This is a genomic window from Microbacterium sp. DWRC1-3, assembly GCF_049896645.1.
Classification (GTDB): domain Bacteria; phylum Actinomycetota; class Actinomycetes; order Actinomycetales; family Microbacteriaceae; genus Microbacterium; species Microbacterium maritypicum.
In genome coordinates this window covers 2,188,493-2,214,454 of sequence record NZ_JAFCUS010000001.1, presented here as the reverse complement: position 1 = coordinate 2,214,454, position 25,962 = coordinate 2,188,493, and the positions used below count along the sequence as shown (strand labels likewise).

21 protein-coding genes are annotated in these 25,962 nt (G+C 69.7%); 12 read left to right on the top strand and 9 right to left on the bottom strand.

All coding sequences use genetic code 11. The features are described from left to right. The first annotated feature begins 103 nt into the window (after positions 1 to 103). A complete protein-coding gene (locus ACP699_RS10735) occupies positions 104 to 6,112 on the top strand; it encodes a DUF7507 domain-containing protein (protein WP_426171041.1) in 6,009 nt (2,002 codons plus the stop codon). Between the two features lie 84 nt (positions 6,113 to 6,196). Here the strand turns inward: ACP699_RS10735 and ACP699_RS10730 are convergent, their stop codons facing one another. The 3 genes from ACP699_RS10730 to ACP699_RS10720 all read right to left on the bottom strand — a co-directional run bounded on the left by ACP699_RS10730 (position 6,197) and on the right by ACP699_RS10720 (position 8,871). Then, entirely contained in the window at positions 6,197 to 7,129 is a 933-nt protein-coding gene (locus tag ACP699_RS10730; protein WP_127483246.1) for a J domain-containing protein, read from the bottom strand. Positions 7,130 to 7,200: 71 nt separating this feature from the next. Next, positions 7,201 to 7,854, bottom strand: coding sequence for an IMPACT family protein (locus tag ACP699_RS10725; protein ID WP_426171039.1), 654 nt, complete (start codon positions 7,852 to 7,854; stop codon positions 7,201 to 7,203). A 30-nt stretch (positions 7,855 to 7,884) separates the two neighbouring features. Further along, positions 7,885 to 8,871, bottom strand: a complete 987-nt coding sequence (locus tag ACP699_RS10720; RefSeq protein ID WP_426171037.1) for an aldo/keto reductase — start codon at positions 8,869 to 8,871, stop codon at positions 7,885 to 7,887. A gap of 216 nt (positions 8,872 to 9,087) precedes the next feature. Here ACP699_RS10720 and ACP699_RS10715 point away from each other — a divergent pair, with 216 nt between their 5' ends. The 4 genes from ACP699_RS10715 to ACP699_RS10700 all read left to right on the top strand — a co-directional run bounded on the left by ACP699_RS10715 (position 9,088) and on the right by ACP699_RS10700 (position 13,679). Further along, positions 9,088 to 11,214 carry an MMPL family transporter gene (locus ACP699_RS10715; RefSeq protein ID WP_426171035.1) on the top strand — a complete coding sequence of 709 codons (2,127 nt, stop codon included), beginning with the start codon at positions 9,088 to 9,090 and terminating at the stop codon, positions 11,212 to 11,214. Next, positions 11,180 to 12,502 carry a sensor histidine kinase gene (locus tag ACP699_RS10710; protein ID WP_127483244.1) on the top strand — a complete coding sequence of 441 codons (1,323 nt, stop codon included), beginning with the start codon at positions 11,180 to 11,182 and terminating at the stop codon, positions 12,500 to 12,502. The genes ACP699_RS10715 and ACP699_RS10710 overlap by 35 nt, the downstream gene beginning before the upstream one ends. Next, on the top strand, positions 12,499 to 13,122 hold the full coding sequence (locus tag ACP699_RS10705) for a response regulator (protein ID WP_055866687.1): 624 nt from the start codon (positions 12,499 to 12,501) through the stop codon (positions 13,120 to 13,122). Before ACP699_RS10710 ends, ACP699_RS10705 begins: the two co-directional genes overlap by 4 nt. A 104-nt stretch (positions 13,123 to 13,226) precedes the next feature. Continuing rightward, positions 13,227 to 13,679 carry a DUF2871 domain-containing protein gene (locus ACP699_RS10700; RefSeq protein ID WP_055875126.1) on the top strand — a complete coding sequence of 151 codons (453 nt, stop codon included), beginning with the start codon at positions 13,227 to 13,229 and terminating at the stop codon, positions 13,677 to 13,679. On the opposite strand, the gene cycA is transcribed toward ACP699_RS10700, so the two are convergent. Further along, positions 13,676 to 15,145, bottom strand: coding sequence for a D-serine/D-alanine/glycine transporter (cycA, locus tag ACP699_RS10695; protein WP_426171031.1), 1,470 nt, complete (start codon positions 15,143 to 15,145; stop codon positions 13,676 to 13,678). The two genes, ACP699_RS10700 and cycA, sit on opposite strands and share 4 nt — an antisense overlap. Positions 15,146 to 15,300: 155 nt before the next feature. Here cycA and ACP699_RS10690 point away from each other — a divergent pair, with 155 nt between their 5' ends. Both ACP699_RS10690 and ACP699_RS10685 read left to right on the top strand, forming a co-directional pair. Beyond that, the gene (locus ACP699_RS10690) at positions 15,301 to 16,773 is read left to right on the top strand and encodes an MATE family efflux transporter (protein ID WP_055875119.1); all 1,473 of its coding nucleotides are present in this window, start codon (positions 15,301 to 15,303) and stop codon (positions 16,771 to 16,773) included. Between the two features lie 135 nt (positions 16,774 to 16,908). Next, a complete protein-coding gene (locus tag ACP699_RS10685) occupies positions 16,909 to 17,340 on the top strand; it encodes a hypothetical protein (RefSeq protein WP_426171029.1) in 432 nt (143 codons plus the stop codon). Positions 17,341 to 17,344: 4 nt separating this feature from the next. Here ACP699_RS10685 and ACP699_RS10680 read toward each other — a convergent pair whose 3' ends face one another. Further along, on the bottom strand, positions 17,345 to 19,054 hold the full coding sequence (locus ACP699_RS10680; protein WP_426171027.1) for an AMP-binding protein: 1,710 nt from the start codon (positions 19,052 to 19,054) through the stop codon (positions 17,345 to 17,347). A gap of 78 nt (positions 19,055 to 19,132) precedes the next feature. Beyond that, complete coding sequence (locus ACP699_RS10675; RefSeq protein ID WP_017829783.1) at positions 19,133 to 19,600, bottom strand: Lrp/AsnC family transcriptional regulator; 468 nt, start codon at positions 19,598 to 19,600, stop codon at positions 19,133 to 19,135. A 112-nt stretch (positions 19,601 to 19,712) separates the two neighbouring features. Between ACP699_RS10675 and ACP699_RS10670 the strand changes: the two genes are divergently transcribed. Next, positions 19,713 to 20,963 carry a trans-sulfuration enzyme family protein gene (locus ACP699_RS10670; RefSeq protein ID WP_426171024.1) on the top strand — a complete coding sequence of 417 codons (1,251 nt, stop codon included), beginning with the start codon at positions 19,713 to 19,715 and terminating at the stop codon, positions 20,961 to 20,963. A gap of 28 nt (positions 20,964 to 20,991) precedes the next feature. Here ACP699_RS10670 and ACP699_RS10665 read toward each other — a convergent pair whose 3' ends face one another. After that, positions 20,992 to 21,465: an acyl-CoA thioesterase gene (locus ACP699_RS10665; RefSeq protein WP_017829781.1), complete on the bottom strand. Its 474-nt coding sequence runs from the start codon at positions 21,463 to 21,465 to the stop codon at positions 20,992 to 20,994. Between the two features lie 214 nt (positions 21,466 to 21,679). On the opposite strand from ACP699_RS10665, the gene ACP699_RS10660 reads away from it, so the two are divergent. The 4 genes from ACP699_RS10660 (at position 21,680) to ACP699_RS10645 (ending at position 24,515) form a co-directional block, all read left to right on the top strand. Next, on the top strand, positions 21,680 to 23,107 hold the full coding sequence (locus ACP699_RS10660; protein ID WP_426171022.1) for a hypothetical protein: 1,428 nt from the start codon (positions 21,680 to 21,682) through the stop codon (positions 23,105 to 23,107). Between the two features lie 87 nt (positions 23,108 to 23,194). Next, positions 23,195 to 23,317, top strand: coding sequence for a hypothetical protein (locus tag ACP699_RS10655; RefSeq protein ID WP_258185869.1), 123 nt, complete (start codon positions 23,195 to 23,197; stop codon positions 23,315 to 23,317). Next, positions 23,314 to 23,928 carry a ClpP family protease gene (locus tag ACP699_RS10650; protein WP_055866661.1) on the top strand — a complete coding sequence of 205 codons (615 nt, stop codon included), beginning with the start codon at positions 23,314 to 23,316 and terminating at the stop codon, positions 23,926 to 23,928. Before ACP699_RS10655 ends, ACP699_RS10650 begins: the two co-directional genes overlap by 4 nt. After that, complete coding sequence (locus tag ACP699_RS10645) at positions 23,925 to 24,515, top strand: ClpP family protease (protein WP_426171019.1); 591 nt, start codon at positions 23,925 to 23,927, stop codon at positions 24,513 to 24,515. The genes ACP699_RS10650 and ACP699_RS10645 overlap by 4 nt, the downstream gene beginning before the upstream one ends. Positions 24,516 to 24,627: 112 nt before the next feature. On the opposite strand, the gene ACP699_RS10640 is transcribed toward ACP699_RS10645, so the two are convergent. After that, entirely contained in the window at positions 24,628 to 24,993 is a 366-nt protein-coding gene (locus ACP699_RS10640) for a helix-turn-helix domain-containing protein (protein WP_426171017.1), read from the bottom strand. A gap of 65 nt (positions 24,994 to 25,058) precedes the next feature. Continuing rightward, on the bottom strand, positions 25,059 to 25,949 hold the full coding sequence (locus tag ACP699_RS10635) for a helix-turn-helix transcriptional regulator (RefSeq protein ID WP_426171015.1): 891 nt from the start codon (positions 25,947 to 25,949) through the stop codon (positions 25,059 to 25,061). Positions 25,950 to 25,962: the final 13 nt, after the last annotated feature.

Below are 25,962 nucleotides of genomic sequence, written 5' to 3'. Positions count from 1 at the left end.
GAAGTGGAAAAAACCTGTCGGCTCCGGTGACGCCTCCTGTACTCTGGGCAAAATCTCAGCTTGAGCGACGAGGACGTCGCTTCTGCGACGCGAGGGGGCCTCGATGCATTCTCAGACCAGCACGTCCGGTGCCATCCAGCGAGTGCGCGAGCGGCGACGCGAATCGTTCCTCGCTCGTCTTCGGCTCTCCCGGGCGCGTCGCAAGCCCGCCGCCGTCGTCGCACTGCTGACGCTCGTGCTGGCGGGTCTCGTCGTTCCTGCGACGACGGCGGCGGCCGCCCCCGGTGACGCCGCCCAGCTCTACCTCGGCCCGTCTTTCGAGGCCGCGGTGGTGGGATCCGACAAGGATCTGACCGCGCCGACCGAGTGCCCATCGAACTCCGTGCTCACGGGAGTGCAGACCGAGAACCGCCAGAACATCAACCCGACCAGCGCGAATGCCATCCTGACGCGCTTCGCCGTGCAGTGCTCGACGATCACGGTGAGCAACGCCGGCGTCGTCACCGGCACCGTGAACCCGACGTGGATCAACGGCCCGGTCTACGACCAGAGCCGGGGCAACCTGCGGACCGGCACGTGTCCCGCCAACACGTTCGTGCATCGCATCACCGGCACGACCTTCGTCGGCGACGGGGTGGCACGCTGGCCGTCATCCGTCCAGATCACCTGCCGACCGATGATCCTCACCGCAGCCGGGCAGCTCCGTGTCAACCTGGCGGCCACCCCGACGGTGCTGACCATCGGCGAGAACTTCAACACCACCGGAGGGCTCCAGACCCCGACCCCTCGCTGCGGTCCCGGGACCACGACCGGCACGAGCGACATCGTGGTGCGCGGCTACCGCGCGCAGAGCGGCGGCGAGGGCATCGACGGATTCAACCCCTCGTGCGCCACCATCCCGGACGACTTCGGCGATGCTCCCGCCAGCTACGGCTCCGCCTCCCACGAGCTGAACGCCGCGACGTATCTCGGATGGTCCGCCGACACCGAGGCGGCGATGCAGTACAGCGCGAACGCGACCGGTGACAACCAGGTGGGCGGCGCGGCCCCGAACCAGTTCATCAACGACGAGAACGGCGTCTCGACATTCGGGCCCATCACGGCCGGCATCACGAGCAGCTACTCCGTATCGGTGCTGGTGGCGAACAAGGCGCCGGGAACGAACGCGACCCTCGTCGGCTGGGTCGACTTCAACCGAAACGGTGTCTTCGACGCCAACGAGGGCGTCTCCGCGCCCGTGCCTGCAGGAACTGCGGACGGTTCGTCCGTCACGCTCACGTGGCCGGGGATCATCTCCCAGACGGTCGCCGGCCCGACGTTCGCGCGATTCCGGATCGCGAACGGCACGGATCTGACGACGGCGACTCCGACGGGTGCCGCCATCACCGGCGAGGTGGAGGACTACGCCCTCACCATCGCCGCCGTGAACCCGGGGATCTCGCTGGTCAAGTCCGCGACACCCTCCGGCCCGGAGGCCTTCACCGTCGGGCAGGTCATCGACTACTCGTTCTTGGTGACCAACACGGGCGACGTGACTCTCACCGGCGTCGCGGTCACCGAGACCGCGTTCGACGGCTCGGGGACGATCTCGCCGGCAGTGTGTCCGACGACGACCCTCGCCGCCGGCGCCTCGACGACCTGCACGGCGAGCTATACGCTCACACAGGCCGACATCGACAGAGGCTCCCTCTCCAACACGGCGACGGCGACGGGAACACCTCCGGGCATCCTCGTTCCTCCGGTGTCTCCCCCCTCCACTGTGACGGTGCCCGCCGCGGCGGCCCCGGCGTTGACGGTGGTCAAGAGCGCTGACACGACGGAGATCACTTCGGCGGGTCAGACGATTGCGTATTCGTTCCTGGTGACGAACACCGGCAATGTGACGTTGACGGACGTGAGTGTGGATGAAACGGCGTTCACCGGGACGGGGACTGCTCCGGTGGTCACGTGTCCGGCGGGTGCGGCATCATTGGCTCCCGAGGCGGCGGTCACGTGCACGGCGACGTATACGACGACGGCAGCCGATTACCGCACCGATTCGCTCGACAACACGGCGACGGCGACGGGTACTCCGCCGTCGGGTGAGCCGCCGGTGTCTCCGCCGTCGACTCTGGAGATTCCGGTGGTGCCGGCTCCGGGGATCACGGTGGTGAAGTCGGCGGATGCGACGGAGATCAGTTCGGCGGGTCAGACGATCGCGTACTCGTTCCTGGTGACGAACACCGGCAATGTCACTCTCACCGATGTGAGTGTGGATGAGACGGCGTTCACGGGGACGGGCACCGCTCCGGTGGTGACGTGTCCGGCGGGTGCGGCGTCGCTCGCGCCGGGGGCCAGCGTGACGTGCACGGCGACGTATACGACGACGGCAGACGACTACCGCACCGACTCGCTCGACAACACGGCGACGGCGACGGGTACTCCGCCGTCGGGTGAGCCGCCGGTGTCTCCGCCGTCGACTCTGGAGATTCCGGTGGTGCCGGCTCCGGGGATCACGGTGGTGAAGTCGGCGGATGCGACGGAGATCAGCTCGGCGGGTCAGACGATCGGGTATTCGTTCCTGGTCACGAACACCGGCAATGTGACGCTGACGGACGTCAGTGTGGATGAGGCGACCTTCACGGGGACGGGGACCGCTCCGGTGGTGACGTGCCCGGCGGGTGCGGCGTCGCTGGCTCCTGAGGCAGCGGTGACGTGTACGGCGTCGTATGTGGTGACGCAGGCGGATGTGGATGCGGGTGGGGTGTCGAACACGGCGACGGCGACGGGTACTCCGCCTTCGGGTGAGCCTCCGGTGTCTCCGCCGTCGACGATCGAGGTCCCGGTGGTGCCGGCTCCGGGGATCACGATGGTGAAGTCGGCGAGCCCGAATACGGCTGATGCGTATGTGGTGGGTCAGGAGATCACGTATTCGTTCGTGGTGACCAACACCGGCAATGTCACTCTCACGGATGTGACGGTGGATGAGGGTGTGTTCACCGGTTCGGGGTCGTTGTCGGCGATCACGTGTCCGGCGGGTGCGGCCTCGCTCGCGCCGGGTCTTCAGGTGGTGTGCACGGCGTCGTATGTGCTGACGCAGGCGGATGTCGATTCCGGGAGCGTGTCGAACACGGCCACCGCGACCGGCACTCCGCCGACGGGCGAGCCCCCCGTCTCACCCCCATCGACGACCGAGATCCCGGTGGACCCGGCCCCGGCGTTGACCGTTGTGAAGTCGGCGGATGTGGACGAGCTCACGTCGGCGGGTCAGACGGTCGAGTATTCCTTCCTGGTCACCAACACGGGCAACGTCACCCTCACCGACGTGAGCGTCGATGAGACGGCGTTCACGGGGACGGGCACCGCTCCCGTGGTCACGTGTCCGGCGGGAGCCGCGACTATGTTGCCGGGGGCTGCGGTCACCTGCACGGCGTCGTACGTCGTCACGCAGGCCGACCTGGACTCCGGAGGCGTGTCGAACACGGCCACGGCGACGGGCACTCCGCCTTCCGGCGAACCGCCGGTGTCGCCCCCGTCCACCCTGGAGATCCCGGCGGACCCGGCTCCGGGATTGACGGTGGTGAAGTCTGCTGATCTGGACGAGTTGTCGGCGGCGGGTCAGACGATCGAGTATTCCTTCCTGGTCACGAACACCGGCAATGTCACCCTCACCGACGTGAGTGTGGATGAGACGGCCTTCACGGGGACGGGGACCGCTCCGGTGGTGACGTGCCCGGCGGGTGCGGCGTCGCTGGCTCCGGGAGCCGACGTGACGTGCACGGCGTCGTATGTGGTGACGCAGGCGGATGTCGATTCCGGAGGCGTGTCGAACACGGCCACCGCGACGGGTACCCCGCCGTCGGGCGAGCCCCCCGTCTCACCCCCATCCACCACCGAAGTCCCGGCGGAGCGGGCCCCGGCGTTGACGGTGGTCAAGAGTGCTGACACGACGGAGATCACTTCGGCGGGTCAGACGATTGCGTATTCGTTCCTGGTGTCGAACACCGGCAATGTGACGCTGACGGATGTGTCGGTGGCGGAGACGGCCTTCACCGGGACGGGGACCGCTCCGGTGGTCACCTGCCCGGCGGGTGCGGCGTCGCTCGCGCCGGGAGCCGATGTGACGTGCACGGCGTCGTATGTGGTGACGCAGGCGGACGTGGATTCCGGAGGCGTGTCGAACACGGCGACGGCGACGGGTACTCCGCCGTCGGGCGAGCCCCCCGTCTCACCCCCATCGACGATCGAAGTCCCGGCGGAGCCGGCTCCGGCGTTGACAGTGGTCAAGTCGGCGGACACGACGGAGATCAGCTCGGCGGGTCAGACGATCGAGTATTCCTTCCTCGTGACGAACACCGGCAACGTCACCCTCACGGACGTGAGCGTCGAGGAGACGGCCTTCACCGGGACCGGGACCGCTCCGGTGGTCACCTGCCCGGCGGGAGCGGCCTCGCTCGCGCCGGGGGCCGACGTCACGTGCACGGCGTCGTATGTGGTGACGCAGGCGGATCTCGATTCCGGAGGCGTGTCGAACACAGCGACGGCGACGGGTACCCCGCCGTCGGGCGAGCCCCCCGTCTCACCCCCATCGACGATCGAGGTCCCGGTGGTACCGGCTCCGGGGATCACGGTGGTGAAGTCGGCGGACACGACGGAGATCAGCTCGGCGGGTCAGACGATCGGGTATTCGTTCCTGGTGACGAACACGGGCAATGTCACCCTCACCGACGTGAGTGTGGATGAGACGGCCTTCACCGGGACCGGGACCGCTCCGGTGGTCACCTGCCCGGCGGGAGCGGCCTCGCTCGCGCCGGGAGCTGATGTCACGTGCACGGCGTCGTACGACGTCACGCAGGCCGACCTGGACTCCGGAGGCGTGTCGAACACAGCGACGGCGACGGGTACTCCGCCGTCGGGCGAGCCCCCCGTCTCACCCCCATCGACGATCGAGGTCCCGGTGGTGCCGGCTCCGGGGATCACGATGGTGAAGTCGGCGAGCCCGAATACGGCTGATGCGTATGTGGTGGGTCAGGAGATCACGTATTCGTTCGTGGTGACCAACACCGGCAATGTCACTCTCACGGATGTGACGGTGGATGAGGGTGTGTTCACCGGTTCGGGGTCGTTGTCGGCGATCACGTGTCCGGCGGGTGCGGCCTCGCTCGCGCCGGGTCTTCAGGTGGTGTGCACGGCGTCGTATGTGCTGACGCAGGCGGATGTCGATTCCGGGAGCGTGTCGAACACGGCCACCGCGACCGGCACTCCGCCGACGGGCGAGCCCCCCGTCTCACCCCCGTCGACGACCGAGATCCCGGTGGTCCCTGCTCCCGGCGTGAGCATCGTGAAGTCCGCGACGCCGGAGACGATGACGACCGTGGGGCAGACGCTCACGTACTCGTTCGTGGTCACCAACACGGGCAACGTCACCCTCACCGACGTGAGCGTGGATGAGACGGCGTTCACGGGGACGGGGACCGCTCCGGTGGTCACATGCCCGGCGGGAGCCGCGAGCATCCTGCCCGGCCAGTTCGTCACCTGCACGGCGGAGTATCAGACGACGCAGGCCGACGTCGATTCCGGGCTGCTGACGAACACCGCCACCGCGACGGGTACGCCGCCTTCCGGCGAGCCGCCGGTGTCGCCGCCGTCGACGGTCGAGGTGCCCTTCGACGGCACCAACTCGCTCGGACTCGAGAAGCGCGCGAATCCGGTCGACGTCAACGGGAACGGCGTGATCGATCCGGGTGATCGCATCGAGTGGACGATCATCGTGACGAACACCGGCGCTCAGACGGTCGCCGACATCGTGGTGTCCGACCCTACCGCGGGTGCGGTCACGTGTCCGCAGACCAGCCTCGCCTCCGGAGCGCAGATGACCTGCACCGTGCCCGCGCACACCGTCACCGCTGCCGACGTGCGAAACGGACAGGTGCGCAATGTGGCCACGGCAACGGGAACCCCGCCCGGTGGGGACTCGATCGATCCGCCGACCTCGGAGACGACCACACGGGTCTTCCCGTCGCCGCCGCCCACCCTCGCGGTGACCGGCGGAACGCTCTCGGCCGGTCTGCTCCTCGGAGGGTTGATGCTGGTCGTCGGATCGGCGCTCATCCGGCGTCGTCGACTGACCTGACCCTGAGCGCCTGATCGTGAGGCGCAGTGCGGTCCCATGAGCTGGTCCCACGACCAGCTCGTGGGACCGCACGGCCGACCGGCGTCAGACGAAGCGGACGGTCTGCTGCAGTCGGGTGCGCACGTCGAACAGTTCGTTCCCGCCGATCGCCCGCGCCTGCGGAACGCCCTGACGCAACACCATCGCCAGCGCGCTGCGGCGCACGACGACGACCGGAACGCCGCGGCTCGTGCCGAGCGGTGTGACGGCCTGCGCGAGGTCGTCGTCGGGCAGCACGATGATCGCACCGCTGAAGCGCACGCGGGCGGTCTTGGCGATCGTGCGCATCCGACCGAGGGCAGCCGTCACCGGCGCGCGGGTTCCCAGGCTCGGCCCGGTGATCTCGCCGCGCCGGAAGCCGACCACCCCTCCGAAGTCCTCCGACATCACCCCGTACAGGCCGGACGGGCCCAGCACCACATGGTCGAGCTTGTCGTCGGCATCCGCCCCCACGGCCACGTCGTGCCACACCGTGAAGCCCATGCCGAGGTCGGAGACCGTGCGCGCCGTGGCCTCTTCCGCCAGGGCATCGGCGAGCAGTCGGCGCAGATCGCGGGGAGCCGAGCGCACCAGGGCGGGGTCGTAGGGGTCGGGGACCTCGACGCCACGGCCCGCCCATTCGCGGATGAGGACGAGGTAGCGCTCGCGACGCCATCCGCCGGGGTGGCCGTAGGAGCGGGCGCGCGGACGGGTGTCGGTACGCGCTGCCTGAGGCCGCCATCCGCTCCACCCGGTGTCGGCGTCGGGTGTCGCCGCTGACGCCACACCGGAGCGGCGGTCGTAGGCGGCACGGCTCTCGACGGTGCCGACCAGCTCCCACGCGCGCTGCACCTGGATGAAGATCGCGGCGTCGCCACCAGTGTCCGGGTGCGTCTGGCGCAGCCGCAGACGGTAGGCGCGGCGCAGCTCGGCGTCGTCGACGGAGGGGTCGACCCCGAGGATCTCGTAGGCCGAGGCCGAGAGCGGACTGTCGAACATCGCTCTCCCTCCGCGACCGCGGCATCCAGGATATCCGTCGTTCGTTGTGGTTTCGCCGATGCCCGTCGGTGTCAGGCGGGCACGTCGACGATGCGCTCGACACCGAGGACAGGCGCGATCGCACCCGCGGATGCCGCGGCCAGATCGTCGACGAGCCGGGGGACTTCGGCCTCGGGGACCCACAGCTCGAGCGTGGCCATCGCGGCATAGCTCGGCGCGCCCAGCGTCGCACCATGATGGACCGCCCAGTCGCGCAGCAGATTGTCGTAGCGGCCGGCGTCTGCGTGCGGCACCTCGAGCGTCACCTGCCGGAGGGCTGCCCGCCGCACGAGGGACGCCAGATCGAGTGCCTCGGACACGGCGGAGGAGTAGGCGCGCACGAGGCCTCCCGCCCCGAGCTTCACACCGCCGAAGTAGCGGGTCACCACCGCGACCACATCGGTCAGCTCGCGCCGGCGCAGCACCTCGAGCATCGGGATCCCCGCGGTGCCGGAGGGCTCGCCGTCATCCGAGGACCGCGCCTGATCGCCGAGCAGACCCGTCACCATCGCGGTGCAGTTATGGTTGGCGTCCCAGGCCCTCTTCCGGATGGCGGCGATCACGGCGTCGGCCTGCTCGACCGAGGAGACGGGCTCGATGCGGGTGAGGAAGCGCGACTTGCGGATGACGGTCTCGTGCTCGACAGCGGACGCGATGGTCGCGGGATAGCTGCGGGCGGAGGTCACCCGCCTCACGATACCGAGGCCGCTGAGGACTCAACGGTCGACGAACGCCATCTGCTGCGGGTTGTAGCGGTCGCCGCTCACCCCGACGCGCGTGGCGAGGGTCGAGAGGTCGGCGACCTCGTCGGCCGACAGGGCGACCGCCGTGCTTCCGGCGTTCTCGGCGATGCGCACGGTGCGTCGGGTGCCGGGGATCGGCACGATCCACGGCTGCTGTGCGAGCAGCCATGCCAGAGCGATCTGACCGGGGGTGGCCTCCTTCGCCGTGGCCAGCTCGGTCACGTGCGCCACGAGCGCATGGTTCGCCGCCCGGTTCTCGGCCGTGAACCGCGGGATCGTGGCGCGGATGTCGCCGGCTGCGAAGTCGGCTGCCGTGTCGACCGTCCCGGTCAGGAACCCCTTGCCGAGCGGACTGAAGGGCACGAATCCGATGCCCAGCTCCGCGAGCACCGGCAGGATCTCGGCTTCGGGATCGCGGGTCCACAGCGAGTACTCGCTCTGCAGCGCGGTGACCGGGTGCACGGCATGTGCGCGGCGGATCGTGTCCGCCGAGGCCTCGGAGAGCCCGAAGTGGCGCACCTTCCCTTCGGCGATGAGCTCGCCGACGGTCCCGGCGACGTCTTCGATCGGCACGTCGGGGTCGACGCGGTGCTGGTAGAAGAGGTCGATCACATCGGTGCGCAGACTCCGCAGCGACGCCTCGGCCACTCGGCGGATCTGCTCGGGCCGACTGTCGAGTCCCACGCTCCTGCCGTTCTGGATGTCCCAGCCGAACTTCGTCGCGAGCACGACACGATCGCGGATCGGCTCGAGCGCCTCGCCGACGAGCTCCTCGTTCACATACGGGCCGTACACCTCGGCCGTGTCGAAGAAGTCGACGCCGTGCTCGATCGCCGACCGCAGCACCCCGATCATGTCATCGCGGCTTCCGGGGTTGGGCCCGTAGCTCTGCGACATGCCCATGCAGCCGAGTCCGACCGCAGAGACCTGGAGGCCCTGTCCGAGAGTGCGCGTGTGCATGGGATGTCCTTTCGTCGTGGCCGCAGACGGATCGACGGCCTGCCCCCGACGCTACGCGCGCGCACGGTGCCGAGGGAGGTCCTGTCGGGACCCCGCTGGCCGGGACCCCGCTGGCGGGAAGGTCGCGGGCGGCAGGGCCGCATCCATCGAACGGTGGAGACGAGTCTCAGCCCCCCGCCCGATCCTCGGAAGGGCGGCGACGGCTGGACTGGATCCATGCTCCGCACCCTCCGCTCTCTTCCCCTGTGGCTCACCTCGCGACGCGGCGGGTGGATCTCCCTGCTGGTCGCCGTCGTGGCGTTCACCGCGCTCCTCGGCGCCCTCGGCCGGGCGTCGCTCCCCTCGGGCACCGATGTGGCTCCGCCGGATTCCGAGTCGGCCCGGACGGCCGCCCTCGCCGAGCAGTTCCCCGACGCGGATGAGTCCACGGTGCTGCTGGTCGCGTCGCGGGACGACGGTGAGCGACTCGCCGCCGACGACATCGCCGCCCTGCGTTCCCTCTCGGCAGAGGTCGAAGCGGAGACCGGGCACGAGCCGCACGGGCCGATCGTCAGCGAAGACGAGAAGGCCGCGGTGCTGCAGGCGACGCTCACGCTCGCCGACGACGATGCCGCCGCAGAGGCCGTGCACGGTCTGCGCGACACCGTGACGGAGCATCCGATCGAGGGGGTGAGCGTGCATGTCACGGGTGGACCCGCGTTCGGTGTCGACGTCGCTTCCGCGTTCGACGGCGCCGACTTCACGCTGCTGATGGTGACACTCGGGATCGTCGCGCTGCTGCTCATCGTCACCTACCGCTCGCCCGTGCTGTGGATGATCCCCCTCGTCGTCGTCGCTCTCGCTGACCAGCTGGCGAACAAGGCGACCGCGGCGATCGGTGCCGGACTCGGGCTGCAGTTCGATTCCGGCATCGTGAGCGTGCTCGTGTTCGGCGCCGGGACGAACTATGCGCTCCTGCTGATCTCGCGTTATCGCGAGGAACTCGCGCATGAGTCCGATCACCGTCGTGCGCTCGTCGGCGCGTGGCGCGCCACCGCACCCGCGATCGTCGCCTCGAACCTCACCGTGGTGCTCGCCCTGTCGACTCTCGCCCTCGCGGTGATCCCCGGCACGCGTGGACTCGGCATCGCCTCGGCCATCGGCCTTCTGATCGCCCTCGCCGCCGTGCTGCTGGTGCTGCCGCCCGCTCTCGCGGTGTGCGGCCGCCGCATCTTCTGGCCGTTCGCGCCGCGGGTCGGCGATGACGCGAAGACCGGTCGCGTGTGGGGTGCTGTCGCGCAGCGCGTCTCCCGGCGTCCGTGGGTGCCGCTGGTCGGCGGGCTCGCGCTGCTCGGTGTCTTCGCGGGTGGTCTCGCCGGAGCATCCGTCGGGCTCACCCAGGTGGAGAAGTTCCGTGTCGCGTCGGAATCGGCAGCGGGGCTCACGGTGCTGGGCGAGCACTTCCCCGCCGGTGAGGCTCAGCCGATGATCGTGATCGGTGACACGGCGGCAGCCGATGCGCTGGCCGGCGCGGTCGAAGACGTGCCGGGCGTGCTCCGGGTGTCGACGACCGGTGAGAGCACCGATGGCGCACTCACGCGACTGATGGTCGTCGGGGAACCGGCGCCGGGCACCCCGGAGAGCCTCGATCTCGTGAGTGCCGTGCGAGAGGCCGCGGCCTCGGTGCCGGAGGCCGATGCCGTGGTCGGTGGTCCGGTGGCGGCGGATCTCGACGCGCGCGAGGGCAATCAGCGCGACCTGCAGCTGCTGGTCCCGCTCGTGCTCGCGGTGAGTCTGCTCGTCCTGATCGTGCTGCTGCGCTCCCTGGTGGCACCCGTGCTGCTGCTCCTGGTGAACATCCTCAGCGCCGTCGCCGCGATCGGCGCGGGCACCTGGCTGAGCCGGGTGCTGTTCGGATGGGATGCCCTCGACCTGCAGGTGCCGCTGCTGTCGTTCCTGTTCCTGGTGGCGCTCGGAATCGACTACACGATCTTCCTGGTGCACCGGGCGCGCGTGGAGGCGCGGACGGTCGGCACACGCCAGGGGATGGTCCGAGCGCTCACGGCGACGGGCGGCGTGATCACCAGCGCCGGTGTCGTGCTCGCAGCGGTGTTCGCCGCCCTCGGGCTGCTGCCGCTGGTCACTCTCGGACAGATCGGGCTCATCGTCGGCATCGGCGTGCTCGTCGACACCTTCGTCGTGCGCACCCTCGTGGTCCCTGCGATCTTCGCGATCGTCGGGGATCGGATGTGGTGGCCGGGAAAGAGCGGGGCGGACGAATCCGCCACCGATCGAGGTGCGCAGCGACCGCACGGGGGAGAATACGAGGATGCCGCAGTCGACACCTCTCCCGCCACGAGCTGACCCCACGCGGGCTCAGCGAGCCGGCCGCGACGAGCGCGCGGCCGGCTCGGGCACCCCGCGCACCTGGGCGAGCCTGGTCGGGTCGATCCGGATAGGCCAGGCCGTCATCACGGTCGTGCTGCTCGTGGTCGGCGCCGGGCGCGCCGCAGCCGACGGAGTGCCGCTTCCGTGGGTGCTGGCCCTCTCGCTGGTGTTCCTCGGCTGGTACGGCGGCGGGCTGCTGCTCAGCGAGCGCATCTCCGACCGTCGGTTGGCGACGTGGTGGCTGCTCGGGCTGACACTCATCTGGCTCGGCGCGGTCGTGGTCTCGCCCGAGTTCGTGTGGCTCGCCTTCCCGCTGTGGCTGCTCGCCGGGTTCGTGATGCGCCTGCGGTGGGCGTTGCTGCTCAGCGTGGCGATCCTCGCGGTCGTGGTGAGCGCCCCGCTGCTGCACACCGGTGCCACGACCTATGCGAACGTGATCGGTCCCCTCGTCGGCGGCATCTTCGCGCTGGGGATATCCCGCGGATACCTCGAGCTCGTCCGTGACGGGCGGGAGCGGCGTCGGCTGATCGCCTCGCTCGTCGCGACCCAGGAGGAGATGGCCGCGCTGCAGGACGAGCTCGCCCGCACTCAGCGCGAGTCCGGGGCGAGCGCCGAGCGCACCAGGGTGTCGCGCGACATCCACGACACGGTCGCCCAGAGCGTGTCGTCAATCGGGATGCTGGCGCGTTCGGCCCTGGAGGCGGACGATCCGGCCCAGCGCACGCGAGCCCTCGAGCAGATCGGTGCCCTCGCCACGGAGGGGATGGCGGATGCGCGGCGCATCGTGAACGCGCTGATGCCGGCCGAGCTGGAATCCACCGCGCTCGGCGACGCCCTGGCCCGGATGCTCGAACGCCTGGCCGACGAGACCGGTATCGAGGTGACGCTGCACGCCGACGACGACCTGCCCTCGCTCGGCATCGACGCCGAGGTCGCCCTGCTGCGGACGGCGCAGTCGGCCCTCGCGAACGTCCGCTCCCACGCGTCGGCCACCCGGGTCGTGGTCACCCTCGCCGATGCCGGCGACACCGTGCGGCTCGACATCGTCGATGACGGGCGCGGATTCGACGCCCGGCACTGGGATGCGCAGGGCGGGGTGGGCAGTCGGGGCGGCGGCTACGGGCTGCGCTCGATGCGTGCGCGCCTGCGGGAGCTCGGCGGTGGGCTCGACGTGGAGAGCGCCCCGGGTGACGGCACCGCGCTCTCGGCGCACATCCCCCTGGGCGGCACTGCTCAGGCACGGCGACCTGGGGGTGAGGCATGACCGCGGTGCGCGTGCTGCTCGTGGACGACCACCCCATCGTCCGGGCCGGGGTGCGCTCGCTGTTCGACCATCGCGACGACGTCGAGGTGGTCGGTGAGGCGGCGTCCGGCGAGGAGGCCGTGACCCTCGCGCGGCATCTGCGTCCCGACGTCGTGCTGTGCGACCTGCGGCTGGGTGACGGTATGGACGGGGTGGAGACGACCGCCGCGCTGCGTGCGCAGCAGCCGGCCCCCGCCGTGCTGATCCTGACGACGTTCGACCGCGACGCCGAGATCCTGGGCGCTATCGAGGCGGGAGCGGCCGGCTACCTGCTCAAAGACGTCGCCCCCGACGACATCGTGCGCGCGATCCGGCAGGCGGCTTCGGGCGGACTCGTGCTCACTCCCGAGCTGAGCGCACGCGTCGTGCAGGTCATGCGCGCACCGCGGGTGCGCCTGACCGACCGCGAGCTGGAGGTGCTCCGACTGCTCGACACGGGGGCATCCAACCGCGAGATCGCGAAGACCCTGTTCGTGACCGAGGCCACCGTGAAGACCCACCTCGTGCACGTGTTCGAGAAGCTCGGCGCCGACAGTCGTGCGCGCGCCATCGCCATCGCGCGCGACAGCGGCCTGCTCTGAGCCCTCCGCTTGCGCGTCGGGCCCGCTTCCGGCATCTCAACCGTTCGATGGATCCCGGGAATCCGCGCGGCGACGAGGCTGGAATCAGACCGAAAGGATTCCCGATGCGCAGGCTCTTCTCCGCCGCGTTCGCCTACATGCTCGTGGGCGTCGCCTCCGGACTCTTCTACCGAGAGTTCACCAAGATGAACGATTTCCCCGAGGGGGAGGCGACGCAGCTCGGCCTCGTGCACACGCACCTGCTCACGCTGGGCTTCGTCGTGCTGCTGATCGTCCTGCTCCTGGAGAAGGCGTTCGCGCTCTCCGAGAGCCGCCTCTTCAGCTGGTTCTTCTGGCTGTACAACGCCGGCCTCGTGCTGACGTCGGCGATGATGGTGTGGCACGGCTGCCTGACGGTGCTCGGCCAGGAGTCGTCGAGCATGATCGCGGGCATCGCCGGCATGGGGCACATCCTGCTCAGCGCCGGGATGGTCCTGCTGTTCCTGGCACTGCGCAAGCGCCTGTTCGCCGCGGCACCCGCGACGCCGGCCATCCCCGCTGCCGCCTCTGCCGGCTAGTCCGCCTCGACCGAGTCGTCGCGCAGGTGGGCGATGTGCGCCGCATGCCGGGCCAGGTGGTTCGGTGAGCGGCGCACGAAGATCCACGCCACGAACAGCAGCACGAACCAGAGCGGCGTCACCAGAAGTGCCGTCAACGTGTCGGGCTGCGTCGTGAGCGCCCACAGGATGAACACGAAGAAAGCCAGCACCACGTAGACCATGAACACGCCGCCCGGCAGCCGGAACGTCGAGGCGGCGACCTTGTCCTTGCGGGTGCGCCGGTACACGAGGTAGCTGCACAGGAAGATCGTCCACACGAACATGAAGCACAGCGCCGAGACCGTCGTGACCATGTCGAAGGCGGTGCCGATGTCCTTGCCCGCGTAGAGCAGCACGACGCCGGAGAGCAGCAGGATGCACGACAGGAACAGCGCGTTCTGCGGCACCCGGCGGCGGGAGAGCCGGGCGAACACCCGCGGGGCATCGCCGTCCTGTGCCAGGCCGAACACCATGCGCGAGGTCGAGTAGATGCCGGAGTTCGCGCTCGACATGGCCGAGGTGAGCACGACGAGGTTGACCACGGTCGCGGCGATGCCGAGCCCGGCGAGGGCGAACATCGCGATGAACGGGCTCTCGCCGGCGACGTACTCGGTCCACGGGGTGACCGCCATCAGCACGATGAGCGCCCCCACGTAGAACAGCAGCACACGGATCGGGATCGCGTTGATGGCCTTGGGCAGGTTGCGCTTCGGGTCCTTGGTCTCCGCGGCGGCGGTGCCCACGAGCTCGATGCCGACGAAGGCGAACACCGCGATCTGGAATCCGGCGACGAAGCCCATGAACCCGTGCGGGAACATGCCGCCCTTGTCCCAGAGGTTCGAGAAGCTCGCCGTGCCCGCGTCGTGCTGGAAGCCGGTGAAGATCATCACGAGACCGGTGATGATGAGCGCCACGATCGCGACGATCTTGATCAGCGCGAACCAGAACTCCATCTCGCCGAACGCGGCGACGGTGGGGAGGTTCAGGGCGAGCAGGATGACGATGACGAGGACGCCGGGGATCCACAGCGGGACGCCGGGGATGAGAGCATCCGTGTACCCGGCGATCGCGATCACGTCGGCGACGCCGGTGACCACCCAGCAGAACCAGTAGGTCCATCCGGTGAAGAACCCCGCCCACGGGCCGAGCAGATCGCTCGCGAAGTCGCTGAACGACTTGTACTTCAGGTTCGACAGCAGCAGCTCGCCCATGGCCCTCATGACGAAGAACAGCATGAACCCGATGATCATGTAGACGAAGATCACCGACGGGCCCGCGACCGAGATGGTCTTGCCGCTGCCCATGAAGAGTCCGGTGCCGATGGCCCCGCCTATCGCGAGGAGCTGGATGTGGCGGTTGCTCAGCGCGCGCCGCAGGTGCTGTTCCTCTCCGTCCGCGTCGACGTCGCGCGCGCGTCCGGTTCCCCCCGTGTGCTGCGTGGTCACTTTCTTCCTCCGGTCGTCGTCGACGGTGTCGTTCCGACGGTACCTTCCGAGTCCGGGATGCTCGGAATCCTGATCCGGTATTCCGCTCCGCCGAATCGATTCGATAGGCTTGTTCAACCCCCGATCATCCCTTCAGTTCTGCGAGCCGCTCCTTCATGGCCACCTCCCTCACCACGGGCCGTCCGTGGCGCGTCATCCTTGCCTTCTCCATCCCCCTCCTCCTCGGCAACGTGGTGCAGCAGCTGTACCAGTTCGCCGATGCCATCGTCGTCGGCCGACACCTCGGCGTCACCTCGCTCGCGGCCGTCGGTGCGACCGGCAGCCTGCTGTTCCTGCTGCTCGGGTTCGCCTGGGGGCTGACGAGCGGTTTCGCGATCCCGATCGCGCAGGCCTTCGGCGCGAGAGACGACGCGGCGGTGCGTCGCTCGGTCGCGACCGGCGTTCTCCTGAGCGCCCTCACGAGCGTGATCCTGACCGTGGGAGCGCCCCTCCTCGCCGCCCCGATCCTCGCCCTGCTGCAGACGCCGCCGGAGCTGATGGCCGAGGCCACGATCTTCACGCAGATCAGCTTCCTCGGCGCGAGCGCGACGATGTTCTTCAACTACCTCTCCGCGATCATCCGCGCGATCGGCGACTCGAAGACGCCGCTGGTGTTCCTCACCGTCTCGTGCGTGCTGAACGTCGGGCTCGTCGTGCTCATGGTCGGCCCCCTCGAGTGGGGCGTGGGCGGAGCCGCCATCGCCACCGTCGTCGCGCAGGCCGTCTCGGTGGCGCTGTGCCTCGAGTTCGTGCGCCGCCGCCTGCCCATGCTGCATCTGCGCCGTGCGGACTGGCGCATCACCCGGGCCGACATCAGCGAGCACCTGCGCCTCGGACTGCCGATGGGCTTCCAGGCGTCGATCATCGCGATAGGCACGCTCACCGTGCAGGTGGCGTTGAACACCCTCGGAGCCGATGCGGTCGCGGCTTACACCACGGGATCCCGCGTCGACAGCCTCGCGGTCGCCCTGCTCTCCTCCCTCGGCCTCGCGGTCTCGATGTACGCGGCGCAGAATCACGGCGGACGTCGTCCCGACCGCATCCGCCGCGGTGTGGTCGAGGCGACCTGGATGGCCGTCGTCGCCGGTCTCGTGCTCGGCGGGCTGCTGATCGCGTTCGGTGCGCCGATGGTGCGCCTGTTCATCGGAGAAGGGTCCGACGCCGTCGTCGACGACGCGCACCGGATGCTCATCATCAACGGCTGCGGCTACTGGGCGCTGGGCATGCTGTTCGTGCTGCGCGGTGCCCTGCAGGGGCTCGGCCATACCCTCGTGCCCACCGTGACCGGCGTGATCGAGCTCGTGATGCGCGTGGGGGCGGCCATCGTGCTGGGCGCGTGGATCGGTTTCGACGGCGTCGCCCTGAGCAACCCGCTCGCGTGGCTCGGTGCGATCGTGCTGCTCGTGCCCGCGTACGTCCGCGCCCATCGGGCGCTCGGGCGGCTGCCCATCGACCCCGCGGAGGCGACTGAGACCTCGGCCATCGCGATCGTCGGGCCGACCGACGGGTCGATGGTCGTGGATGCGGTCGTCACCCAGCCGGTGCGGGTGCAGCGGGCGCGCCGCCTGCGCTGGCCGAGACGCCGCTGAAGCCCCGTCTCGGTCTGTCCGATCCGCACGGATATCCGCCTCCAGGATGATGCGCGTCGCACTTGAGACGGATGCCCTTTCCGGGAGACACTTCTAATGTCGAATGAGTGGAGTAACCACTGACGGGGGGTCGTCATGACGACAATGAGAGTGGCCAGCGATCTGGCCGCGGTGATGGTGCCGATCGGTTACGCGGGTGCGGCGCTCGCCGCCATCTTCGCGATCGTCGCGGCGGTCGCGATCATCCGAGGAGCCGGTGGGCTCGCCGGGGGCGCGGTGGGTCTGTGGATCGTGGGCGCACTGATGAGTGTCGCAGCCTCGTTCGGGCAGGACTGGACGCCGCTGATCCTGGCGTGCGGATCGCTCGTGGCGATGCTGATCGTCGGCGCCATCGTGCGTGCGATCGTGAACGCGGCCGGTGACGGACGGGTCGATCGTAAGGCCGAGGACGCGCTGCCGAAGGCGGTTCCCGCCTCGAAGGCACCCTCGGCTCCGACCTCGAAGTCGGCGAAGTCGGCACTGTCGAAGACCGGGCCGGCGACGGCATCGGTCGCGATCGTACGCTGAGCGTTCAGCGGTAGTCGCGGTCGCGGTGCTGTCCGCTCTCGTCTCCTGATTCCACCCGCGCGGCCTCGCGAGCGCGCAGCTCGACACGGCGGATCTTGCCCGAGATCGTCTTCGGCAGCTCCGGAACGAACTCGATGATCCGCACCCACAGGTGCGACGACAGCCGCTCGTGCGCGTAGGCGAAGATCGCGCGCGCCGCGTCCGAGTCGGCGGCTGCGACATCGGAGGTCAGGCAGACGTAGGCCTTCGGCACGGCCAGACGCGTCGGATCGGGACTCGGGATCACCGCCGCCTCGATCACGAGGTCGTGCTCCAGCAGCACGGACTCGAGCTCGAACGGCGAGATCTTGTAGTCGGAGGCCTTGAACACGTCATCGGAGCGTCCGACGTAGGTGAGGTAGCCGTCGCCGTCGCGCACCGCGATGTCGCCGGTGTGGTGGTAACCACCCGCCCGGGACTCGGCGGTCTTCTCGGGGTCGTCGTAGTACCCGGCCATGAGCCCGAGCGGAGGCCGGGACAGGTCGAGCGCGATCTCGCCCTCGGCGTCGACGACCTCTCCGGTGATGGGGTCCAGCAGCACCACCGGGTATCCGGGCAGGGGGCGGCCCATGGATCCGACCTTCACGGCCTGACCCGGGGAGTTGCCGATGCAGGCGGTCATCTCGGTCTGACCGAAGCCGTCGCGGATCGTTCCGCCCCAGGCGTCGCGCACCCGGTCGATGACCTCGGGGTTCAGCGGCTCACCCGCCCCCACCAGCTCACGCGGCGGGTGGGTGAGGCGGGCGAGGTCGGCCTGGATCAGCATCCGCCACACCGTCGGCGGCGCGCAGAACGTCGACACGTGGTGGGTGTCCATGACCTGCATGAGCGTGTTCGCGTCGAAGCGGGCGTAGTTGTAGACGAAGACGGTCGCCTCTGCGAGGAACGGCGAGTAGAAGCTCGACCAGGCGTGCTTCGCCCAGCCGGGGGAGGAGATGTTGAGGTGCACATCGTCGGGGCGCACACCGAGCCACCACATGGTCGACAGATGCCCGATCGGATACGAGGCGTGCGTGTGCTGCACGAGCTTCGGCCGGTTCGTGGTGCCCGAGGTGAAGTAGAGCAGGGCGGTGTCGGACGAGGGGGTCGGGCCGTCGGGCTCGAAGACCGCCGTGGCAGCGGTCGAATCATCGAAGCGCGCCCAGCCGGACGGGATGCCGTCGCCCACGCCGATGCGCAGGATGTCGGGCCCGATGCCGTCGAGGCGGTCGGCGAGGGCTCCGAGCGTGATGACCGCCCGCGCGCGGCCGTGGTCTACGCGGTAGGCGAGATCCGCCGCGGAGAGGAGGGTCGAGCTCGGGATGGAGACGGCGCCGATCTTCGTGATCGCCAGCATCACCTCCCACAGCTCGATCGTGTTGTTCAGCATCACGATCACGTGGTCGCCGCGGCCGATGCCGAGAGCGGCGAGCCAGGCGGCCACCTGGTCGGATCGTGCCGACAGCTCGCCGTAGGTCCAGGAGCGCAGGCTCAGGTCGGCCTCGACGATCTGCACCGCCGGTCGGTCGGGATTCTCGCCCGCGACCACGTCGAACCACTCCAGCGCGAAGTTGAACTCCGGCACCTGCGGCCAGGCGAACCCGGACCGCGCCGCCTCGTAGTCGGTGGCGTTCGCGAAGAGGAAGTCCCGCATCTCGCGGACGGTGTGCGTGGCGGCGGTGGCGCTGCGGCTCATGGTGCTCCCTTGCTCCTGGCTGACGTGCATTCCATCCTCGCGCACGCATCGACGCCCCGCTCGTTCCGGTCGGACGGGTCAGGCGGAGAGCACTCCCGGTCCGTCGCGCAGCTCGAACACGAGCTGGGTCTCGGTGCCGCGCACGACCGGATGGACCGTGATGTGCTCGAGCACGATGTCGCGCAGTGCCGTCGCATCCTGCACCGCCACGTGCACGAGGAAGTCGTCGACGCCGGCCACGTGGAAGACCTGCAGCACGCGCGGGATGTCGGCGAGGGCATCGAAGAGCGCGGTCACCTTCGCCCCGGTGTGGTTCGCGAGGCGCACCTTGATGATCGCCTGCAGCGGGAAGCCGAGGGCGGCCCCGTCGATGCGGATGCGGGTGTCGCGGATGACGCCGCGCTCGCGCAGCGCCCGCACCCGATGCGCGCAGGTCGACTCGGCGAGGCCGAGCCGATGCGCGAGCGCCTTGTTCGTCGTCTCGGCATCACGAGTGAGGACCGCGAGCAGTTCGAGGTCGATCTCGTCGAGTTGTGCTTTCGCCAACGGAAGGCCTCCTTGCCTGCTGGATATTGCACAGAGTAGCGTTCCGCATCGATTTTTTGGCGGCTTCTGTCGATCTTCTGCGCATTCATCGTGATTCCGGCAACGTGGAGACATGACTGCACCGCTGCATCCCGACACCGTCGCCGTCCACAGCGGACGCTCCGATCTCGAGGGTCTCGGGGTCCACGCGCTGCCGATCGACCTGTCGACGACGAATCCGCTCCCCGACATCGAGCGCGGCGGGGACTCGTACGAGGCGATGGCGACGGGCGGGCGTCCCCCGGCCGACGGCAGCATGGTCTACGCGCGGCTGTGGAATCCCACGGTCGCCCGCTTCGAGGAGGCACTGGCCGAACTCGAGCACGCCGATGCGTCCGTCGCCTTCGCCTCGGGCATGGCCGCGATGACGGCCGTGATCCTCGCACACACCGGTGCGACGGGGGCGCGCCACGTGGTCGCGGTGCGTCCGCTCTACGGGGGCACCGACCACCTGCTCGGATCCGGGCTGCTCGGCGTCGAGACCACCTACTGCCATCCCGACGAGGTCGCGGGAGCCGTCCGTCCCGATACCGGCCTCGTGGTCGTCGAGACCCCGGCGAACCCGACGCTCGAGATCGCCGACATCGCCGACGTGGTGCGTCAGGCCGGGTCGGTGCCGGTCGTCGTCGACAACACCTTCGCGACCCCGGTGCTGCAGAATCCGATCGACCTGGGCGCTGCGATGTCGTTGCACAGCGCCACCAAGTACCTCGGCGGCCACGGCGATGTGATCGCCGGCGTCGTCGCGTGCGGGGAGGAGACGGCGCAGGCGCTGCGCCGCGTGCGGGCGGTGACCGGTGGGCTGCTGCATCCCCTCGGGGCGTATCTGCTGCACCGCGGCCTCACGACGCTGCCGGTGCGCGTGCGGCACCAGCAGGAGAGTGCGCGACGGATCGTGCAGTGGCTCATCGATCGGCCGGAGATCGCCGAGGTCTACTACCCGGGTCTGGACGGTGACCCGCGCGGCATCCTGGAACGGCAGATGCGGGGCACCGGTGCGATGATCGCGATGCGGATGCGGGGTGGTTTCGCCGCAGCCTCCGCCGTCACGACCGCGACGACCCTGTTCACGCACGCCGTCTCGCTGGGCGGCGTCGACTCGCTGATCCAGCACCCCGCCGCGCTCACCCATCGCCCGGTGCCGCCGGAGGCGCGGCCCGCCGCCGACGTGCTGCGGCTGTCGATCGGCCTGGAAGACGTCGACGATCTCATCGCCGATCTGGCTCAGGCGTTCGCCGCTGCGCCGGCTTTCCCGGTCGAAGCGCCCCTCTCCGACCGGGTCACCTCCTCGAGCGAGACGCACCGGGGGGCTGTTCGCGCCTGAGGAGGTGGCTCGGCGCTCTCGAGGAGTGTCAGGGTGAGGGGAGCCGGATCGTCCCGGTGGCGATGTGCTCGGTCGGCATCCGGTCTCGGTCGTAGGTGATCTCGGTGTAGCCGTGGGGCGTCGGTGTCCCGTCGTCGTCGAGGCTCACGAACACGATCTTCTCGATCGTGAGGATGCGCTTGCGCGTGATCATGTTCCTGGCCACCGCGCGCATCGTCAGGGAGGTCCTGCCGAAGTGGGTCGCCTGCAGGCCGATCTCGATCAGGTCGCCCTGCACGGCCGAGGCCTCGAAGTTGATCTCCGAGATGTGCTTGGTCACGGCGCGGTAGTTGCCCAGCTGCACGATCGCGTAGATCGCCGCCTCTTCGTCGATCCACTTCAGCAGGCTGCCGCCGAACAGCGAGCCGTTCGCGTTGAGATCCTCCGGGCGCACCCACTTGCGGGTGCGGAAGTTGAGTCCGTCCTCCGACCACTGCCACGCCGGTGCCTTCTGCTTCGCCATGGGCACGAGAGTAGGCGGGCCGTGAGTCCACGATGTTACGTTCCGTTTTCGTGGAAGGCACAGGGGTCTGCGCCCATCGTTTGTGCACTCGCCACAAGAAACTGAGTCCCAAGAGCGCTGAGACTTGGTATCGAACGGCAAATCCGGGGGTCGGGGTCGAGCCTGCCCATACAGTCGCCGGTGGCAACGACGCCACTGACCTCGGGAGTCCTCGATGACGAGTACCACACCCCATTCGCACGGCATCGGCATGCGCATCGCCGTGATCGTCCTCAGCCTGCTGCTGGCCGCCATGGTGATCCTGTTCTTCGTGACGACGAGCAAGATCGCCGCCGGAGCGTCCGAACTCGCCGACGGCACCACATCGGCGAAAGACGGTTCCGCCGATCTCGCCGCCGGCGCCGCAGACCTCTCGGCCGGCGCATCGCAGCTCGCCGAGGGCAGCATCGACCTCTCCGCGGGGGCAGCCAGCGCGCACGCGGGATCGCAGAAGCTGAGCGACGGTGCCACGACGGCCGCGACCGGTGCCACGACGCTCGCCGAGGGCGCCAGCAGCCTGGCCGCCGGAGCCTCTTCGGCGGTGGCCGGCGCGGGCAAGGTCAGCGGGGGAGCGCAGACGGCGCTCGCCGGGGCTCAGGAGCTCGCGTCGAAGCTGGTAACGGCGGATGCCGGGGCCCAGGCGCTCTCCAGCGGGATGTCGACGCTCGCAGCAGGCGTCAACGGTGCGCACGCATACGCGAACGGCGTGCTCGTCGGCGCGACGGGTTTCAGCGACACGCTTCGCAAGGGTGTGACGCCCGCAGTGCAGGGCCTGGCGCAGCCGTCCACCGAGGCGACGCTCAAGGGTCTCGCGTCCATGGCCCCCGGCCACTCCCAGCAGCTCGCCGATGGCCTCGCCGATCTGCTCGCGACCTCCCCCGACGACGCGAAGCTCCGTGACCTCGTCACGCTCGCCATGCAGGTCGACGGGGAGGTCGACGCTCTGGTGGCCCCTGCGGCGTCGGCTCCCGCTCTCGCACAGGGGCTCGTCGCCGCAGCCGGTGGCTCCGCGAGGGTCACGGCCGGCGTCAACGCGCTCATCAGCGGTGACGCGTCCCAGAAGTGGCCCGGCACCGCGGCGCTCATCGCACCTCAGGGGGCGCCCGCCCTCGTCGCCGGCGCGCAGACTCTGCAATCGGGCACGTCTCAGCTCTCGGCCGGCGCCGCGAAGCTCGCCTCCGGTCTGCAGGCACTCTCCACCGGAGCATCGTCCCTCTACTCGGGCACGGCCAACCTCAGCGCGGGCGCGACCCGCCTGAACGACGGCGCGAGCACGCTCGCCGCCGGCGTCGGCGCGCTGCAGTCCGGTGCCGGCGACCTCAACATCGGCATCGGCGAACTCTCGACGGGAGCCTCCGCGGTCGCGGACGGCTCTGGTGATCTCGCAGCGGGCGGGGACAAGCTCGAAGTCGGAGCCGCCGATCTCGCCGAGGGCAACGGCCTGATCGCGGAAGGCTCCGGCACTCTCGCCACCGCCACCGCAGGGGCCGCGCCCTCGATGCTGCCCTGGATCCTCGGTGTCGCCCTGGCCGGGCTGATCGCGATCGGCTTCTGGGTCGGTCACCGCATCACCCACCGGCGCGCTCTCGCCCTCGCTGCCTGACCCCACCCACCCCCACCCCCACCCCCACCCCCCACCTGAGCCCCCTGGGCGGATGCCTCCCCCACCGGCACCCGCCCAGGGGGCTCGGTGAACAGCTCCGAGGTGGACGCCACCGGTGAGCCCGCGTCTGCACGCATCCGCTCAGGGCAGAGCCGCCCACGGCAGAATCCGGTCCTGCTCGGAGCGCTGCGGCAGATGCTGGGGGCATGAGCGAAGACAACCCCATCCGGCAGTTCGGTCCTGAAGCCCGGCGGGCGCTGTTCCACGAGCGGGTGCTCGTGCTCGACGGTGCTCTCGACGACGACAACGGCACGCTGCTGATGACGCAGCTGCTCGCGCTCTCGACGGAAGACCCCCTCGCCGAGATCGCGCTCTGGATCCACTCGCCCGGCGGCTCCGTGCCATCGATGCTCGCGATCCGCGACATCATGCGGCTCATCCCCAACGATGTCGCGACCCTGGCCCTCGGGCTCGCCTGCAGCGCCGGGCAGTTCCTGCTCTCCGCCGGCACGCCGGGCAGACGGCGGGCGCTCGCGCACGCGCGCATCCTCATGCATCAGGGGTCTGCGGGCATCGGCGGCTCGGCCGGCGAGATCGAGACGCAGGCCGACGACCTCCGACACATGCGCGACACCGTGCTCGGGCTCATCGCCACCGACACGGGTCAGCCGGTCGCCCGCATCTTCGAGGACTCGCTGCACGACCGCTGGTACACCGCGACACAGGCGCAGGAGTACGGCTTCATCGACGGCATCGTCGCCTCGATCGCCGAGGTCATGCCGCGACGACGCACACGAGTCGGGCTGGGGGCGGACGCATGAGCGGCTACACGATCCCGAACGTCATCGCGCAGCATCCGCGAGGGGAGCGCATCATGGACGTGTACTCGCACCTGCTCGCGGAGCGCGTCATCTATCTCGGAACCGGCATCGATGCGGGGGTCGCGAACGCCCTCATCGCGCAGCTGCTGCACCTCGACGCGGACAGCCCGGAGTCCGGTGTCCAGTTCTACATCAACAGCGAGGGCGGGGATCCCGGTGCGGCGCTGGCGATCTACGACACGATGCGGCACATCCGTCCGCGCATCGCGACGACGTGCGTGGGGCAGGCGATCGGCCCCGCCGCGCTGCTCGTCGCCGCCGGAGCGCCAGGGGAGCGGGCTGCCCTCGCGCACGCCCGCATCGTGCTGCATCAGCCGGCCGGGCAGTCTCGAGGCGCGATCCCCGACCTGATCCTCGCGGCCGACGAGGTGGTGCGGGTGCGCTCGGATATGGAGGAGATCCTCGCCGGGCACAGCGGCCGCACGGTCGCACAACTGCGCGCCGACACCGACCGCGATCGGGTGTTCACCGCCGCGGCCGCGCTCGAGTACGGACTCATCGACACGGTGCTGGGCGCGCGGAGCTGAGGTGGCGTCCGGGCTGGCGGACGGATGCATGAGCGTTGGACGGATGCATGACCGAAGTGGGACCTGTGGTCATGCATCCGTCCGTCGATCATGCAGATGACGGGTCCGGGGATCAGGCGGCGAGGGCGAACGCGCCACGTGACACCGCAGCGGAGATCGACACCGCAGCGGATGCCGACACCGCAGCAGAGCGCAGCTCATCGGCCACGGCGCTCGTCAGCTCGATGAGGCTCGTGTCGAGAGCGCCGGCTATCGCAGCGATCATCTCGCTCGACGGCTCCTTCAACCCGCGCTCGACCTCGGAGAGGTACTGCGGAGAGACGCCGGCCTTCTCCGCGGTCTCCGTGAGGGTCTCTTCGCGGTCGTGGCGTCGACGCCGCAGCTGGTCGCCCAGCATGTGCCGCCAGAGCGGTTCGGGTCCGCTCGGCTGCGGACGGTCGGGGCGAGGGGCGCGCGGGAACGAGAGGATGTCGGCCATGCCTCACGATAATCCGGGGCATCAGGCGCGTTCGAGCGGTTCTGCTCAGAGCAGAACCACGCGGCTCAGGCCTCCGCGCGGTCGGATGCGGATGCCGCGGAGGGGAATGCCCCCGCATCCGTCGCCGCCCAGCTGGCGAGCATCCTCAGCTTGTCGGCCGAGGGTGTTCCCGGTTCCGCCGTATAGGTCGACAGGTGCAGGCCGGGATCGGCGGGCAGCTCGAACGCCTCGTATGTCAGCTCGATCTCCCCGACCACCGGATGCGCTATGCGCTTCACACCCGTGCGGTGGAAGCGCACATTGTGGGCGGCCCACAGGGTGCGGAACCGCTCGCTCCGCGTCGAGAGCTCGCCGACGAGATCGGTGAGCCTGCGGTCGAAGGGGTTGCGTCCGGCTTCGCCCCGCATCGCGGCCACGAGCTCCTGCGTGTTGCGCTCCCATTCGGGGTAGAACTCCTGCGCCGCCGGATCGAGGAAGGCGAAGCGGGCGCTGTTCGGCTGCGGCTGTGCGAACACGGGAGCGTACAGGGCTCGCCCCAGGGCGTTCGCGGCGAGGTAGTCGAAGTGGTTGTCGCGCACGATCGCCGGTGCCTCGGTTATCGCATCGAGCAGACGGAGGATGCTGGGCCGCAGCACCGTCGACTTCTTGCGAGGTGTCCGCGCGACCGGGGAGGCGTTCGCGGCGCGGGCGAGGTCGAACAGGTGCGCGGTCTCAGCCTCATCCAGCTGCAGCGCGCGGGCGAGAGCTTCGAGCACGCTGTCGGAGGCGCCGGACAGGTCACCGCGTTCGAGCCGTGTGTAGTAGTCCACACTGACGCCCGCGAGCAGTGAGACCTCCTCGCGACGCAGGCCCGGAACCCGGCGGTTGCCACCGAATGCGGGCAGTCCTGCCTGGTCGGGGGTGATGCGTGCGCGCCTCGTGGAGAGGAACTCGCGCACCTCGCTGCGGGTGTCCATGCTCCGACGCTAC

Coding starts and splice junctions, on each gene's coding strand:
- ACP699_RS10700 (WP_055875126.1), top strand. CDS start 13,227: ATGCGCAGGCTCTTCTCCGCCGCGTTCGCCTACATGCTCGTGGGCGTC.
- ACP699_RS10645 (WP_426171019.1), top strand. CDS start 23,925: ATGAGCGGCTACACGATCCCGAACGTCATCGCGCAGCATCCGCGAGGG.
- ACP699_RS10635 (WP_426171015.1), bottom strand. CDS start 25,949: ATGGACACCCGCAGCGAGGTGCGCGAGTTCCTCTCCACGAGGCGCGCA.
- ACP699_RS10720 (WP_426171037.1), bottom strand. CDS start 8,871: ATGCACACGCGCACTCTCGGACAGGGCCTCCAGGTCTCTGCGGTCGGA.
- ACP699_RS10730 (WP_127483246.1), bottom strand. CDS start 7,129: ATGTTCGACAGTCCGCTCTCGGCCTCGGCCTACGAGATCCTCGGGGTC.
- ACP699_RS10710 (WP_127483244.1), top strand. CDS start 11,180: ATGCCGCAGTCGACACCTCTCCCGCCACGAGCTGACCCCACGCGGGCT.
- ACP699_RS10685 (WP_426171029.1), top strand. CDS start 16,909: ATGACGACAATGAGAGTGGCCAGCGATCTGGCCGCGGTGATGGTGCCG.
- ACP699_RS10660 (WP_426171022.1), top strand. CDS start 21,680: ATGACGAGTACCACACCCCATTCGCACGGCATCGGCATGCGCATCGCC.
- ACP699_RS10735 (WP_426171041.1), top strand. CDS start 104: ATGCATTCTCAGACCAGCACGTCCGGTGCCATCCAGCGAGTGCGCGAG.
- ACP699_RS10665 (WP_017829781.1), bottom strand. CDS start 21,465: ATGGCGAAGCAGAAGGCACCGGCGTGGCAGTGGTCGGAGGACGGACTC.
- ACP699_RS10650 (WP_055866661.1), top strand. CDS start 23,314: ATGAGCGAAGACAACCCCATCCGGCAGTTCGGTCCTGAAGCCCGGCGG.
- ACP699_RS10670 (WP_426171024.1), top strand. CDS start 19,713: ATGACTGCACCGCTGCATCCCGACACCGTCGCCGTCCACAGCGGACGC.
- ACP699_RS10690 (WP_055875119.1), top strand. CDS start 15,301: ATGGCCACCTCCCTCACCACGGGCCGTCCGTGGCGCGTCATCCTTGCC.
- ACP699_RS10715 (WP_426171035.1), top strand. CDS start 9,088: ATGCTCCGCACCCTCCGCTCTCTTCCCCTGTGGCTCACCTCGCGACGC.
- ACP699_RS10705 (WP_055866687.1), top strand. CDS start 12,499: ATGACCGCGGTGCGCGTGCTGCTCGTGGACGACCACCCCATCGTCCGG.
- ACP699_RS10680 (WP_426171027.1), bottom strand. CDS start 19,054: ATGAGCCGCAGCGCCACCGCCGCCACGCACACCGTCCGCGAGATGCGG.
- ACP699_RS10640 (WP_426171017.1), bottom strand. CDS start 24,993: ATGGCCGACATCCTCTCGTTCCCGCGCGCCCCTCGCCCCGACCGTCCG.